Source organism: Bradyrhizobium sp. BR 1433 (assembly GCF_051547665.1).
GTDB classification, from domain to species: Bacteria; Pseudomonadota; Alphaproteobacteria; order Rhizobiales; family Xanthobacteraceae; genus Bradyrhizobium; species Bradyrhizobium australafricanum.
The window spans coordinates 4610816-4624277 of the sequence record NZ_JBPUGG010000001.1 but is presented as its reverse complement, the minus strand read 5'-3'; the positions used below and the strand labels follow the sequence as shown (position 1 = coordinate 4624277).

Sequence of the window (13462 nt, the reverse complement as noted above, 5' to 3'; positions counted from 1 at the left end):
AAAACTAAAAACGAAAATCACGTCAATTGTTCTGCTTTTGGGTTGCCTCGCGATAGAGGTTCGCAATGGCAGGTGCGTCAGGTTCCATCAGCATCGAGGCTTCGTTGCAGTCATCGGGCCCGAAGTAAAATTCGGCATGCGGCACTACTCGCAGCCATCGGTGTGGCGCCGCACCCGATCGCAGCCAGGCTTTGTTGGGAAGGATTATGCAAACCCGACCCGAATACGGAGTGGGAGTGTACCGCTGAAAGGCCGCGATCGCCGTGGATTTGAGCAGAGCCCTGCTCGCCAATACCGGGTCTGTCGCGACAGGCTCATTGCTCTTGCCAACGAGGGGTACGAGGGCGCGGACGTGCTCGCGCAGGCGACTGCCGAAATATCGGAGACGGGCGCCGAATGTCGGCAGCTTCGCTGTCTCATGCAGGAACGATTCCGCCCTGCCCCTCGCAATGAAATACAGCCGGCGCGGCCATTCCCCATAGGTGGTGGGGTGAAGCGGGCCAAACAGCGCAACGCATGAGACCTCGGACTCGCGCTGTCCCAGGATTCTCGCCAGTTCAAAAGCTGTTGGAGCGCCCGAGCAATAGCCGACGATGATGTACGGACCGGTCGGCTGATATTCGACGATCTGGCGGGCGAAGTACTCGGCGATATCTTCGACGCGATCCATCGGCTCGCTCTGCCCATCGAAGCCAGGCGGTTGGAGGGCGTAGAACGGTTGATCGACTCCCAAGTGCTTCGAGAGGTCCAGGAATGAGGACGGTGCCCCGACATGACCGGGTACGGCGTAAATGGGTGTGCGTGTGCCGCGAGACTGCAACGGAACGATTGCAGACGGTTGCTTGGCCGCGGCCGTGGCCATGTTCAGAAACGCGATGATCTCGCCCTTCCGACCCTGCAACTGATCGCGAAGCTCCGCCGTCAGCGCGCCGGCCGGGGCGTTGCAGCGCAGCCGGTCGCCATCCACCCAGACCTTGATGTCCTTGACCGCGAGGTCTGCGAGCAGCTCCGAAAACTGCATCACGTGCGCTGACATCGGGCTTTTCATCGATGAAGCTGACATTTCCTGTTCCGTGCGCCATCGCGGCAACTTCGACTCCGGATGACAGTTCATTTCCGGACGACCACGCTCCCAACATATCCAGGTTGCGGTACGAAGCTTCGGACAGCCCAATCCCTTTCGTCCCAGGAAATCGGCTGTCCCAAGCCGCACCCCAGCGCCTTCGAGACAGCCTCCAGCCGGGTCCAGCGCCGGAGGAAGCCCTCCAGCCGGTCTTCCGGATCGAGGGCGGCGTAGGACTCGTATTCGGAGGTGGAAAGGCAGAGCACTGCGATCTCGTCCGCTTCGGGCACGGGGAGAACCGCCTCGATGTCCACGCCGACCTCTTGCCTGATCGAGAGGGCGATGACCGCTACTTCTCCGGATCGCGAGACGCTGAAGCGCAAGTCGCGGGCGGGCATGCGGCGGGAGAGGTGGGGTTTGCCCAGCCGTCCATATTCCAGCTCGATCTCCGAGGGCGAAATTCCTAGTCTGGAAGCGAGGACCTGGCGCAGCTGCCCGCGGCTAACAATGAAGCGGCCGCGATCGCGCTCCAATCTCAATCCCGCGGAGCGCCGACGTTCCTCTTCGTTGAGGCATGCGCTTAGCTCCCGGATGGCGTCCTGCTCCGCATGGAGCATGAATGCCAGGACCTCCAGACCATCATGCTCGAGAACCGGCGTGATGACCCCGGGTCTCAGCTCAACTGCTTTGTCCAGAAAGCTCGAAGGCGCGGTGCCGGCTCCGCGAGTCCCGCGTTCAAGTCTGCGATAGCCTGGCCCGTCAAAGGAACGACTATTTTCCCACTCGCTCTGTTCACAGGCACCTGTGCGAAAAGCCATCACAACTTGCTTTCTATTAGCCTCGATCCGGAGTGCCGCCGGTAGGTTGCGAGCGGTATTGCGATGGGCATTCGAGCGGACTGCTGATTGAAATTTTAATCGCGCACCGCCATGGCTCAATGGACCATCGTAATTACCCATTTTTTGCCAGTTCCCATCCGGTGACCCGGACCGGACTGCTTGAGTTGGGTGGCCCGGCGGCAAAGCCGCCGCGTCCTTCCGCCAAGAGCGCAAGCGGGGAATATTCCTAGGGGAATTGGACCGCCAAACGGTCAATGGATGCAGTCCGGGCGTCAGCGCCTGCCGGGGGCAGCACCGACATGGCCACATCGCCAACCTGGACGTTGGTTCTCGCCAAAGAGCCCAAACCCATCGACTAGGAGCCAGCCCCGAATACGGAATACAGAGCCGCGGTCTTTTTTGGAAGATTCGTGGCAATGGTTCGTAGCATCCGCTTGGCGCTGCGCAACTTGGCCTCGATGTGGCGCTCTGGACTGTCTCTGCCGACAGCGATCCACGTCATGGCCTGCTCCCGATTGGCCAGATGGGACTTGTGCCCGCCGCCACCGGCCAGGAAGTCGTAGCCGCTTTCCCCGCGTGCAATGCTATCCTCAATAGCCAGCACATGGCTGACGAGCCCGGGCTTGAGCCGGCTATCGCTCTCATAGAGAAAGCCGCTCTGGTAGTTCAGGACACGGCCGTCGTGCACGAAATTGTACACGACCCCAATTGTCTCGTTTCCAACCAACGTCCGTGAGATGCGAACGGCCCCCGTGGGGATTCCGCGCGCAATCAGCTCCTCGTGAAACGGACGGAAGCCGGGATTGGCGAAGGCTCCCTTGCGTCCCCATCGCGACCGATGAAAGTCGCTCAGCAAATCGAATGCGACGAGGGCCTCCGTCGTCGTGTCCATGATCCGGAGTTCAACGGGACCGCGTTCGGCATACAACCGCATGGCGCGGTTCACGGCCTGGCGCGTGCTGCGGCCCAATGTAGCGCGATAATCCCCCCCGCGCTGGCGGACCGGGGCAAAATCAACCCACAATGCCGCATCAGCCTTTTTCACCTCGGTCACGAGCCCGGCCCGGCCTGCGGCGCGACTGGCGGTCGCCTCAAGGTCCGGATCAATTCCGGAGAGCACCAACTGATCCGAGCGGTGCAAGCGGGACGTCAACGCATTGAGACCTGCCGATATGATGGCATCGGATTGCTCTGCAAGAATACCGTTGTACTCGATGAACAATCGGTCGAAGCGAGTATCTCCCGTTTCATTGAGCAGCCAGCGCGTCCGTGCATGCAGCCCGAGACTCCACGCCCTCCGCCGGCAAATAATCGCCAGGCCAACGATCTTGCCTGATGACCGGGCCACGAGGACGTGTGGTCGCGCGCCATCGGGGATATGCCGCAGCCAAGTGCCGATCCAGAGCCAGGACAGGAAGAACGAGTGAGTCACTCGCGCTTCGAGCTCCTTCCATGAGGTTTCAAGCCAGGCGATGCTTTCCAGGGCATCCAGGCTGACATCGGTGACCGTCTCAGGCATGCTTTCCCGTTCCAACGCCGGAGGGCTGAATGCGCGATGTGACGGGAATACCGAAGGATCGAGCTGCAATGTTCGCGCAAGATCCGATGATGGATGGCTCGTCACGCGCGGATATCCCTCTGGCAGACACGTCCTGGTGGGGCGTCTCTGACCGTTGTCTCGGCGAAGGCCGATAACGGCAACTATATCCGGAATTCGATCGAGGTGCGGACCCTTTCTGATTACCCACGGTAGCTGCTTGTGCCAGCGCAGCAACTGTGCCGAGGTGAAGCTGTGATCGACCGGGTTCGAGGCGGGTGCAGCGCGGTCCGGCCTTCGGCGTCCGGCGGCCTCGATGCTCCGCCCGCTCATCGGGGCGTGTCATGGCTGACGTCCGATTTCTCACGTGGCGCTCGATCCCGAGGCGAGTTTTTCAAATCTCCGCCGCAGGTGATCCACGAGCAGTTCCGCACCGATCAACAGGCAGCCCGGATGTCCGCCAGGCACCTGTATCAATTCCAGTTGAGGGCTGAGATGCCGCCACGCTCGGCCATCGTGGTCGGCCGCGTAAAAGGCCACCGGGATCTCGAGCGGCGCCGGACAATACCGCGCCATTGCGATTGAATGAGCGTCCCACAACGCCGTTGGAATTGCGACCTTGGCGATCGCAGGCTGTTTGTTCACCGGGAGCTTCAGGTATCGCTCCAGTCTCACCATTTGCTCGAAGGTCCAACGCAAGAGATAAGGCGAAACCAGCGGCTTCAGCAGCCCCAGGATCGCCCGTGGCATTGGACGGGCACTGACGGTCGGCGGGTCCACCATCGTAACCAAATCAACCGTGTGGCCGGCAGCCATCAGCTGGCGGGCCACTTCGAACGCCACCATGGCGCCATTGCACTTGCCGCCCAGAAGAAAGGGACCGCTCGCTTGCCTTGCCAGGATGAACGGCAGGCGGTCGGCGGCCATCGCCTCGATGGAGCCCGGAATAGGCTCGCCATGAAGACCGTGGGGATTGATCGAGATGATCGGATAATCCGGCCCCAGAAGCTCTACCACCCGCCGCACACTCGCGTGGCCGCTGACAAGGTCGCCGTTGAAAAAGTACAGCGGAGACCGCGTGCCAGGCGCATGGGGCTGGAAGAACGGCGTCGTCCACGTGTCCGTTGGTGCGGAAACCCTTGCGGCAAATTGCCGGACGGTTTCTGCCCCGAACATGATGGTTTCCGGCACGGGATAGCCGACGAGCCGCTCGACCTCGATCAGCATCTCCATCGCGAGAAGGGAGTCTCCGCCGCTGGCAAAAAAATCATCGTCAACGGTCACGGCCTCGTTCTTGAGCAGCCTGCGCCAGAGGGGCAGCAACTCGGCTTCCAAATTCAACGGCCCGTTCGCGACGGGCGCCGGCGTCGTCGCCGGTGCCCCCGTGGCCGGTCGATCAGCTCGCGCAGACGTCGCCGCTGAACCTTTCCCGTCACCCCCTTCGGCAGATGGTCGAGCGTCAGAATGCGTCTCGGAATCTTGAACGAGGCCAGCTCGCGTTGCAGGAACAGGCGAAGCTCCGCAGCGCTCGCCTGCGCGCCGCGATGAGGGACGATGGCGACTGCGACGTCCTCGCCCAGGCGCGGATGCGAGATCGCGAAGGCTGCAGCTTCGGCGATGGCCGAATGTCGCAATAGCGCGGCCTCGATCTCGGCGGGAGAAATCTTCTCACCGCCGCGATTGATCAGCTCGCTCAGGCGGCCGTGCAGCGAAAGGAAGCCGTCTTCGTCGAGGCTGCCGATATCGCCGGTGCGAAACCAACCCTTCGTGAAAGCGGCTTGATTGAGTTCCGGCGCATCGAGATAGCCCGACGTCACGGTCGGTCCACGAATCCAGATCTCTCCGCGCTCGCCGGCTGCCAGGGGATGTCCATCCTCACCAACGATGGCCACGGTATCGGGCCAGGGTCTTCCGCAGGTGCCCGGCCTGTTCGGACCGGGCGGCAGTTGGTTGGCGGCGATCTGGGCCGCCTCGCTGGAGCCGTAATGCTCCAGCACCGGCACGCCGAGAGCGTGTTGCAGGCCGTCCTGCACGGCCCTCGGGAGCGGCGCGCCTCCCGACATGGCGAACCGCAAAGTGTGCGCAGCCCGTGCATTCTCAAGGCTTTGCGCCTTGTCCAGCACCGTGGTGTGAAGCGTCGGGCCTGCCGAGTACCAGGTCGGCCGCAGGACATCGAACCATTCATCGAGTGCGACGACGGCACTGTTCGCCGGGATCGCAATGCTGCCTCCGGTCAGCAACGGCGTGAAGACCGTCACTTTGAGTCCATGGGAATAGTAGGGGGCGACACGCTCAGGCATCGGTCCCGGGACGTGAGGCCGAACCAGGCCTGAAGGCGTTCGGCCGCCGCCAGCATATTGTCATGGCTGAACGGAATGAGCTTCGGCTGCGCGGTCGTGCCCGACGTCTGCAAAATGAAGGCGGGGGAGCGCGGATCCGGCTCGGCGTCGATGGCAGGGGAGCCGGCAACTTGCACGGCGATCTCGAGTCCAAGCTGGCCCTGTCCGACCGGAGCGGCTTCTATGACGGCAAGCCTTCTGCGTGCTGCGGCCTGGCGAGCTTCAGGGGCACTGCCCTGCAGCACAACGAGGGCGCTCAAGTTGAGCATGTCGAGGCGCTGCTCGATTTCAGGCAGGGAGAGGCGTGGGTCGAGGGGCACGGCGATGCTACAACAGGCAACTGCCACGATGGCGAGAACCGCCTCCGGGCCGTTCGGCATCAAGACCCCGATCCGGGTATTGCAATCGAAGCCGGCCAGGCGCAGCCGCCGGCGGATTGCGTTCAACTGGCGTTCAAGACCGCCGTATGTCAGAGGCTCGAAAGCGCTCGAGACGATCGCCGGCTGGTTCGGAAACCGACTGGCAGTTCGAGCGACGACCTGGCCTATTGTGAGTCGGGCTTCCAACTCCCCATGGTCGCGAGCGTGGAAGCTCTCGGAACACATGGTGGCGCCAGGCGTCTCGTTGTCCAGAAGCATTCCGTCCTACCTTGAACAACGTAAGTCGGCTCACAGGACCATAGCCGGCCTCTCCCGAAGATGCCTTGCCGTACAGCAAGTGAAGCTAGCAATTAAGGATTAGCCAATATTCGGTGCGTCATCCTGCCATCCTGCCGATTGCGACCACCGGTGAGTGGTGGCGTAACCAGGCAGCGGCGCGACTTGAGCTTGCCGATGAGAGCAGTCGTCTGGCTTGCGCGGGATTGAGCAGGCCTCGAACAAGACAGAAATTCTCGAAGACGCAGATGGCTCTCGCCGACTACGTGCCGCGATAGCCATTCGGGTTCTTCATCTGAAAATGCCAATGGTCGGCACACATCTGTGTCAGCGATCGCGTTGATGTCCAGCCCAACAGGTTCTTCGCGAGAGTTGGATCGGCATAGCAGATTGCGACGTCACCGACCCTGCGTTGGTCGATCACATACGGCACGGGCCGGCCACTCACTTCCTTGAATGTCCGGATCACGTCCATGACGCTACTGCCGCTTCCTGTTCCGAGATTGACCGTCAGAAGGCCGGGCTGTCTCAGTTGGCTAAGGGCGCTCAGATGTCCGGATGCAAGATCGACAACGTGAATGAAGTCGCGGATCCCGGTGCCGTCCGGAGTATCATAGTCGTTTCCCCAAACATGCACCGTCGGACGTCGTCCGATCGCCACTTGTGCCACAATCGGCAACAGATTGTTCGGCACATCCAGGGGATCTTCTCCGATCAGTCCGCTTTCGTGGGCGCCAACCGGATTGAAGTAGCGCAAGATGGCAATCCGCCAATCCTTGTCGGACTCATGAAGGTCCCTCAGTATTTCTTCGATGAAGTATTTTGTGCGGCCGTACGGATTGATCGGTGCGACGGGATGCTTCTCGTCCAGCGGCAGGTACGCGGGTGTCCCGTAAACGGTTGCGGATGAACTGAAGACCAGCGTCTTGACGGATGCTCGCGTCATGGCCGACACGAGCCGCATCGTTCCCACGACGTTGTTGTCGTAATAGGTGATGGGTTGAGCGCTGGACTCGCCCACCGCCTTGAGGCCGGCGAGATGAATGACCGCAGTCACGTCGTGGGCGCGCAGGATCTGGTAGATCGCCTCTTCATTGCGAATATCGGCATGCCGGAAAATGACCGATCGCCCGCAGATGGCTCGTATCCGTTCGAGAGAGGCGCTGTTGCTGTTGGAAAGATTGTCGACCGCGACGACATCGAGCCCGGCGTCGAGTAGGGCGACAGCGATGTGGGATCCGATATAGCCGGCACCGCCGGTCAACAAGATCATTTCCGCTTCCGTTTCGCGTCTGCGTGGTCAATGCTCGCCGGGCGCGGGAAATCATCCCGCGCGGTGATGCCGATGCGCCAGACCGGACGAGTTCAGCTATTTCCGCAGTCGGATCGCCCCGTCGGCTTTTGAGCTCATGTCCTTGCGGGTATGGCCGTTGGCGAGGGAGACTTCGAAGTAGTTCTCCGCATGGTCGATCGCGCCAAGTGGCGCCGGCCGGCCCGCTCTCGCAATCTTGGGAATTTCCCGGCCAGGTGGGAGGAGCCGCTCGGTCACGTCAACGATCTGATGCGCCGAACTGCTGTTTCTCGACCAAGCCGCAGATCGATGGTTCAATCCCCAGATTGCTGCCTGCGTTCTGTTTTGAACCCGGATCTTGCGAAGGATCGCCTTGATGTGAACCTTCACCGTGGCTTCGGCAATCTTGATCTTGCGCGCAATGCACTTGTTGGAATTGCCTTCAATCAGGCACTGCACAATTGAAACTTCGCGCGGCGATAGTTGCTGAGCCAGCGTGTCATCTGCCGTTGCGACGGCATGATCGTCATCGTTGGGTACAGGAGCATCGTCCACCTCGCGTTTCTCGGTCTCGAGAGCGGACTCCAAGAATGCCGGCGGGAATACCGTCCCACCCATCATGACGAGTTCGATGGACTTGATGAACGCGTCGCAGTTCATCACGTCGATGAAATATCCGGTGGCGCCGGCTCGGAATGCGGCAACCAGATCATTCAGATGAAAGTGATCCGCTACAACTGCGACACGTGCATCCGCGTGACGGCGCTTGAACGAGTCGATTTGCTCGACTGTCGGGCGAAAATCATCGCCACTATGAACGATGAGGAACAATGCCGGACTGGCGGGGGCTTTCTGAAGCGCCTCGTCGCTGGGCCAATCATCGGCGTCGTATATCGAGGTTAGGACGAAATTCTCCGAATTTAGAATTCTTGCAAGGCCTTCTTTGCGAAGACTATTTTCACCAACCAGTGCAATGGCAAAAGGATATCGTCGTCTCATGGAAACTCTCCCGGACGCTACAATGATACAAGCGGTTGAAGGGTTGAACCCGGTTCATTTTTGGTGGCCCGCCCAGCTGAAAAGAACGACGTAAAAACAAGCTTCCTCAGATTCGGTCGATAGAACAAACCTGGGACGACAAGCGCTTAACCCACTCTCAAAATATTTAAGAATGTTAGATGCTAATCCCCAATATCCCTATATACCGTTGGTTATAGGCATTTGGGGCTGCCAAACTGACGAGGGTGATCTCTCGGTCCTGGTCGACAGGCGCTCGCTGAGGGTGCGTCGGATCGTCGCTGCGATTACGCGTTGTGGAATCGTGTTTGTCGGCGCGCTCCAGGCGGTAGATTCACGGGACCAAGCGACAACAAAACCTTACTGAAATGTCTCATATTGGAGTAGCTTGTTAATGACGTGGGCGCCGATCTGAACTGAGGGGGACTGAGGGTTGATCGGAAATGCATTTCAGTCGTGTAGTCATTGCCAGTAGATATCCAGTCGTTTTATTGGGTCTGAACAGCCTGCTCGAAGCAGAGCGTGATTTCAAAGTTGTTGCTCGCTGCAATGATATTGCGAGCTGCTTCAAGGCAATACAGAGCCTCGCGCCCGACATCGCCATTTTGGACATGTCGATGCCTGACATTTCTGGGCAGGCCATGCTCGAGGTCGCAAATTCCGGGGCGCTTGGTGTGCGGCTCGTGTTTCTTGCCGCCTCGGTTGAGGATCGCGATCTCGCCATGCTCGCAGCAGCAGGAGCTTGCGGTGTTCTTCTGAGCGAGGAGGAGCCCGAAACGCTCTTGCAGACGTTGCGGCAAGTCGCCGACGGCCAGAAGACGTTGCCTCCGCCCTCGTACGAAGAAGCCATCCCTTATGCGCAAACGACGATCCCGGAGAAATATCTTGCGGTGCTGACGGACCGCGAGCGTCAGATCATGCGTTTGGTGTCGGAGGGCTTGTCGAACAAGGAGATTGGCCGCCGTCTGAAGGTGGCCGACGGTACCATCAAGGTTCATCTGCACCACATCTTCCGCAAGCTCGAGATCAGTAACAGGACCGTCCTTGCTACGCTTGCCGTCTCATATTCCGGGCCGACCGGGTCTCCATCCGTCGAATAGCGGCGACGGACCGGCGTTTTTCATCGAGCTTCATGCGCGATGATCATCCCCGCTAGGCCAACGGGCTGTCTGTCCGCCTGGAGATTGCGGAAAACGAGCGTCTCAAGGCAGTTGCGATGAAAACGCCTGCACAACAGCCGGCGCCTTTGACGAACATGTCCTTTACGTATCCATGTCTGTCGGGGAGCAGTCTTTGGATGAGTTCGAAGCCGACGACTATAGCGAGAAGGACGAGCAGGATTGGCAGCACGTGCTTCGGATAGGCGAGCGAAAAGGCGACCCCGACAATGAACAGAGCTGCAAAACGATCGATGTTCGCCGATATCAACGTGTGCGGACGGAATGCCAGCGGTGTATCGGTGACGATGAAGAGGCCTAGGATCAAACCCCAAGCCAAGCATCGGAATACGGTTTGCGTCATCCCTTGTGGTTCAGCAAGAGCGCAGTAACCTGGTTTCATCATTCGCATTCGCAACTACTCTTCAGGCGCGGCCGTTTTAAAGAGATGGATCGTCGTTGCACGATGGGGGCAAGCTCAACTGCGGATCACCATGGCGGGCTAGGTTTTGCCAAGCCACTGGCCAATGTCTCTGGATCCGATGACCCGTTTGGGCCGGTACGGGTTGATCGTTCCAGCTGAAAGTCTCTCGATGCGCTGGTCCTCCGCCAGTTTCCTTGTGAACTGCTTCGCATCCTGTTCGGATACGAATGTCGCAGTCCTTCGTGCGTGCCTGTCGGGCGGAGCATCGCGTTGATCAATGAAGGAGACGTACCAGATGTGCCTTGCTGTCATGCGGGACCTCCGAGGTCAGGTCTAGGCGCGAATACAAATTCGAGACACCAGGCGGTGATATCTGAAAGCTGATCGGCAGAAAGCTTCTTCTCCATTGTGTAGTCGTGATTGGTTTCTGCGAGCCAAAGCAAGCCGGCGATTGGTCCGTCCGCAATGGACGGGAATTGCAGCTTTCGCTCAGCGTGTCGCCGGGGCTTTCAGAGTACTCCTCCTGGACATCAAGCTTGCATGCTTCGTTCCATCGGGAAGTTTGAAGATGGCCACGAGGCGCTGCAAGCGAGCGCTGCGTTCGCTGCTATTCATGCCGCAATGGAAAACTGAAGGACGAACAGTGACTGGCCGCCCGGCTCGGGGCTGTCGCTGATTTCGACATGCCAGCGAAGATGACGCAAGAATGGCTCCGTCACGTCGTGCTTGAGTATCTCGCCGCTCAGTTCAATCGCCGTCGTCCGTGCGGCGAAAATGTCGGGAAGATCCAGGCCGACATCATCGAGCACTGAATGGCCGCCGTGGATATGAAAAAAATACCGCGGCATTGATGTCTCCGGATGAGGCGAACATTCCGACGACTGCGACGAGCTCGACGCATCAAAGTGGTGTCATCGCACCACGGTGAGGCGGACGGCAAGCCGCTATTCTAGGAGGGCGGATCATCATTGTTGGGTACCCCGACGTGGACCTGCACCATCATCGGTTCGGAAGGTCGAGCGACGCATCGGGTCGACAGAGGAGACCAGCCGAATTCGTGCGGGCTTGTCGGCAATGAGCCAGCGATTCGGTCATCGTGATTTCGAGACAATGGCAAGCGGCCGGCGGGAAGCAGAGAACGCCGCTCGTCACCGCGAATACAATCACGCCGTTACAGAAGCTGAGGCAGGCGGCCGACCAGCGGGAAACGGCTGCGGACCACCGGGCGCGCCGAGATCTCTCGGATGGTCAGGGAAGCGTGCGGCAATACCTAACACCCGAAGCCGGCAAGCAGTATTTCGCGACGGCCCCGGTACTCGCCAAGCGCGTCGGCGATCAATTATTTGTGCGGTGCGGCAATATTGATATTGCATTGCAATAATAGCTGACTAACTCTGCTTCTCACGTGCCATTGAGGAGCCTTCCGTGATCAAGATTTCCCTCTCCACCCTTGCCGCACTCGCGATCGCAACCGCCGCGTCCGCTGCGGAGCTTCCGACCTATGAGGCTGCGGGCCTGCCGATCTCGGCGGTGCAGGCCGGCGTGATTGGCGCCGCCAATGCCCGCGAGCAGGCGCCTGTTGCGACCACGTCGGCGACGCCGCATCAGCTCAGCGTTCTGACGCCCCGCAACAAGATGACGACCGCGCGGGCCGCTGCCCGCACCGACCATTCGGTCCACTGATCGGCATAGCCGTTCCCGGGAGGCCCGCGACGACGTCGCGGGCCTTCGGCGGGCCAAGCCTCCTAGACCAAAATAGATCGCGCCGCCGCCAAGTCGCGCTTGCCGGCGGGTGATACGCCTCACGCCGTTGGCGCGAACTCCCGCAGGTGGAGTTTGATTGCGGTGTCGACCTCGTCCGGGTGATCGACCTGAGGCAGTCGCCGAGGTCGAGAAATGGTGGCCGATCGTCAAGTCGGCGAATATCAAGGCGGAATAGCTACAAGGATGATTTTCGGCATGATTGGCAGATGCGCGCCAAGGCATCCGCTGTCATGGCAGGGCTGGCAGCTTGCAAGCCCGGCACTGGAAATCGTCGCCGCGCTCGTCGGGCGAACTTCGAATTCCTCCGAGATCCGAACAATTCGGTTGCGAAGCGGGGCGACCTCGGAAAGCTCAGCGTGGCCCGTGCGTCGGCATTTCGGGCACCGCAGGATCTCGATCCAGCTGGAGTGGGTCATGACGCCGTCTGCAAACGCTTGCCGGAATGATAGCCCCGTCTGGCGCGAAGAAAATTGATCCAGCTCAAAAACGCGGCCGTATCTCCCTCAATTTCACATCTGTTCAAACGCCAAAGCGCGTTTCGAGGCCCCGGGGCGAGCGCTGTCCAAATCGGTGAAAACCCTGATCGCGTTAACCTTTGATTAACCATGCGGTCCGATTGTTAACCATTCGACAAGACAACCGAGTCAGGGGCGATGGACGCAACTCAACAGGTCGCACGTCAGCAGGTCCGCATGCGCGGCCGTTCCTACGTTGCGTTCGTTTTCTCGCCGGTCGTGCCTGTCGTGTCCTGGCTGGCCGAGATCGACGCGACGCTGGCGAAGTCGCCGGGCTTCTTCACCGGCAAGCCCATCGTGCTCGACCTCTCGGCGGTCGATCTCAGCCAGACCGCGATCGCGCATCTGATCGGCAGCCTCGGTGAGCGCAACATCCGCATCCTCGGCATCGAGGGTGTCGACGAATTCGAAGCTCGGCGCCAACATGCCGCCGCTTCTGACCGGCGGCCGGGCCTGCGCGATCACCCATGTCGAGCCGCAGAAGCCGCAGGTGCAGGAAAAAAGCAAGGACAAGGACAAGACCAAGTTGCCGTCGCTGCTGCTGGAGAGCCCGGTCCGTTCCGGCCAGTCGATCGTGTTTGCCGAGGGCGACGTCACCGTGCTCGGCTCGGTCGGCTCCGGCGCCGAGATCGTCGCCGGCGGCTCGATCCATGTCTACGGAACGCTGCGCGGCCGGGCGATGGCCGGCATCAACGGCAATTCGGCGGCCCGCATCTTCTGCCAGAGGATCGAGGCCGAGCTGCTCGCGATCGACGGCTACTACCAGACTGCGGAAGAAATCGCCGACAGCTTGCGCAACCGGCCCGCCCAGGCGTGGCTCGAGGGCGAAATGCTGCGCATCACACCATTGAACTGACCGA

13 protein-coding genes and 1 pseudogene are annotated in these 13462 nt (G+C 60.4%); 4 read left to right on the top strand and 10 right to left on the bottom strand.

The window, feature by feature from the left end; genetic code table 11:
- Nucleotides 1-22: 22 nt before the first annotated feature.
- The 8 genes from ACSKB9_RS22430 to ACSKB9_RS22395 form a co-directional block, all read right to left on the bottom strand.
- Entirely contained in the window at nt 23-1063 is a 1041-nt protein-coding gene (locus ACSKB9_RS22430; RefSeq protein ID WP_438075807.1) for an alpha/beta fold hydrolase, read from the bottom strand.
- 47 nt (nt 1064-1110) lie between these two features.
- Nucleotides 1111-2022 carry a 4'-phosphopantetheinyl transferase family protein gene (locus tag ACSKB9_RS22425; RefSeq protein ID WP_438075805.1) on the bottom strand — a complete coding sequence of 304 codons (912 nt, stop codon included), beginning with the start codon at nt 2020-2022 and terminating at the stop codon, nt 1111-1113.
- Nucleotides 2023-2257: 235 nt separating this feature from the next.
- A complete protein-coding gene (locus ACSKB9_RS22420; RefSeq protein ID WP_438075803.1) occupies nt 2258-3421 on the bottom strand; it encodes a GNAT family N-acetyltransferase in 1164 nt (387 codons plus the stop codon).
- A gap of 381 nt (nt 3422-3802) precedes the next feature.
- Nucleotides 3803-4780 (bottom strand): thioesterase domain-containing protein, encoded by a 978-nt coding sequence (locus ACSKB9_RS22415; RefSeq protein ID WP_438075801.1) that lies wholly within the window; start codon nt 4778-4780, stop codon nt 3803-3805.
- A complete protein-coding gene (locus ACSKB9_RS22410; protein WP_438075799.1) occupies nt 4777-5739 on the bottom strand; it encodes an AMP-binding protein in 963 nt (320 codons plus the stop codon). Before ACSKB9_RS22410 ends, ACSKB9_RS22415 begins: the two co-directional genes overlap by 4 nt.
- Nucleotides 5694-6416 carry an AMP-binding protein gene (locus ACSKB9_RS22405; protein ID WP_438075797.1) on the bottom strand — a complete coding sequence of 241 codons (723 nt, stop codon included), beginning with the start codon at nt 6414-6416 and terminating at the stop codon, nt 5694-5696. Before ACSKB9_RS22405 ends, ACSKB9_RS22410 begins: the two co-directional genes overlap by 46 nt.
- 280 nt (nt 6417-6696) lie before the next feature.
- A complete protein-coding gene (galE, locus tag ACSKB9_RS22400) occupies nt 6697-7707 on the bottom strand; it encodes a UDP-glucose 4-epimerase GalE (protein WP_438075795.1) in 1011 nt (336 codons plus the stop codon).
- Between the two features lie 96 nt (nt 7708-7803).
- On the bottom strand, nt 7804-8724 hold the full coding sequence (locus tag ACSKB9_RS22395) for a LuxR C-terminal-related transcriptional regulator (RefSeq protein ID WP_438075793.1): 921 nt from the start codon (nt 8722-8724) through the stop codon (nt 7804-7806).
- Between the two features lie 461 nt (nt 8725-9185).
- On the opposite strand from ACSKB9_RS22395, the gene ACSKB9_RS22390 reads away from it, so the two are divergent.
- Nucleotides 9186-9842 carry a LuxR C-terminal-related transcriptional regulator gene (locus tag ACSKB9_RS22390; protein WP_438075791.1) on the top strand — a complete coding sequence of 219 codons (657 nt, stop codon included), beginning with the start codon at nt 9186-9188 and terminating at the stop codon, nt 9840-9842.
- Between the two features lie 52 nt (nt 9843-9894).
- Here the strand turns inward: ACSKB9_RS22390 and ACSKB9_RS22385 are convergent, their stop codons facing one another.
- Complete coding sequence (locus ACSKB9_RS22385) at nt 9895-10311, bottom strand: hypothetical protein (protein WP_438075789.1); 417 nt, start codon at nt 10309-10311, stop codon at nt 9895-9897.
- Between the two features lie 623 nt (nt 10312-10934).
- Nucleotides 10935-11171 (bottom strand): DUF6894 family protein, encoded by a 237-nt coding sequence (locus tag ACSKB9_RS22380; protein WP_028335246.1) that lies wholly within the window; start codon nt 11169-11171, stop codon nt 10935-10937.
- A 248-nt stretch (nt 11172-11419) separates the two neighbouring features.
- Here ACSKB9_RS22380 and ACSKB9_RS22375 point away from each other — a divergent pair, with 248 nt between their 5' ends.
- The 3 genes and pseudogenes from ACSKB9_RS22375 (at nt 11420) to minC (ending at nt 13458) form a co-directional block, all read left to right on the top strand.
- On the top strand, nt 11420-11704 hold the full coding sequence (locus ACSKB9_RS22375) for a hypothetical protein (RefSeq protein ID WP_438075788.1): 285 nt from the start codon (nt 11420-11422) through the stop codon (nt 11702-11704).
- Between the two features lie 44 nt (nt 11705-11748).
- Complete coding sequence (locus ACSKB9_RS22370; RefSeq protein ID WP_438075787.1) at nt 11749-12006, top strand: hypothetical protein; 258 nt, start codon at nt 11749-11751, stop codon at nt 12004-12006.
- A gap of 734 nt (nt 12007-12740) precedes the next feature.
- Nucleotides 12741-13458, top strand: a pseudogene (minC, locus tag ACSKB9_RS22365) (septum site-determining protein MinC).
- The last annotated feature ends 4 nt before the right edge of the window (nt 13459-13462 follow it).

What these genes read in the sequence shown, in the direction of transcription:
- galE (WP_438075795.1), bottom strand. Translation starts at nt 7,707, where the DNA reads ATGATCTTGTTGACCGGCGGTGCCGGCTATATCGGATCCCACATCGCT.
- ACSKB9_RS22425 (WP_438075805.1), bottom strand. Translation starts at nt 2,022, where the DNA reads ATGGGTAATTACGATGGTCCATTGAGCCATGGCGGTGCGCGATTAAAA.
- ACSKB9_RS22395 (WP_438075793.1), bottom strand. Translation starts at nt 8,724, where the DNA reads ATGAGACGACGATATCCTTTTGCCATTGCACTGGTTGGTGAAAATAGT.
- ACSKB9_RS22420 (WP_438075803.1), bottom strand. Translation starts at nt 3,421, where the DNA reads ATGCCTGAGACGGTCACCGATGTCAGCCTGGATGCCCTGGAAAGCATC.
- ACSKB9_RS22390 (WP_438075791.1), top strand. Translation starts at nt 9,186, where the DNA reads ATGCATTTCAGTCGTGTAGTCATTGCCAGTAGATATCCAGTCGTTTTA.
- ACSKB9_RS22405 (WP_438075797.1), bottom strand. Translation starts at nt 6,416, where the DNA reads ATGCTTCTGGACAACGAGACGCCTGGCGCCACCATGTGTTCCGAGAGC.
- ACSKB9_RS22410 (WP_438075799.1), bottom strand. Translation starts at nt 5,739, where the DNA reads ATGCCTGAGCGTGTCGCCCCCTACTATTCCCATGGACTCAAAGTGACG.
- ACSKB9_RS22430 (WP_438075807.1), bottom strand. Translation starts at nt 1,063, where the DNA reads ATGTCAGCTTCATCGATGAAAAGCCCGATGTCAGCGCACGTGATGCAG.
- ACSKB9_RS22385 (WP_438075789.1), bottom strand. Translation starts at nt 10,311, where the DNA reads ATGCGAATGATGAAACCAGGTTACTGCGCTCTTGCTGAACCACAAGGG.
- ACSKB9_RS22380 (WP_028335246.1), bottom strand. Translation starts at nt 11,171, where the DNA reads ATGCCGCGGTATTTTTTTCATATCCACGGCGGCCATTCAGTGCTCGAT.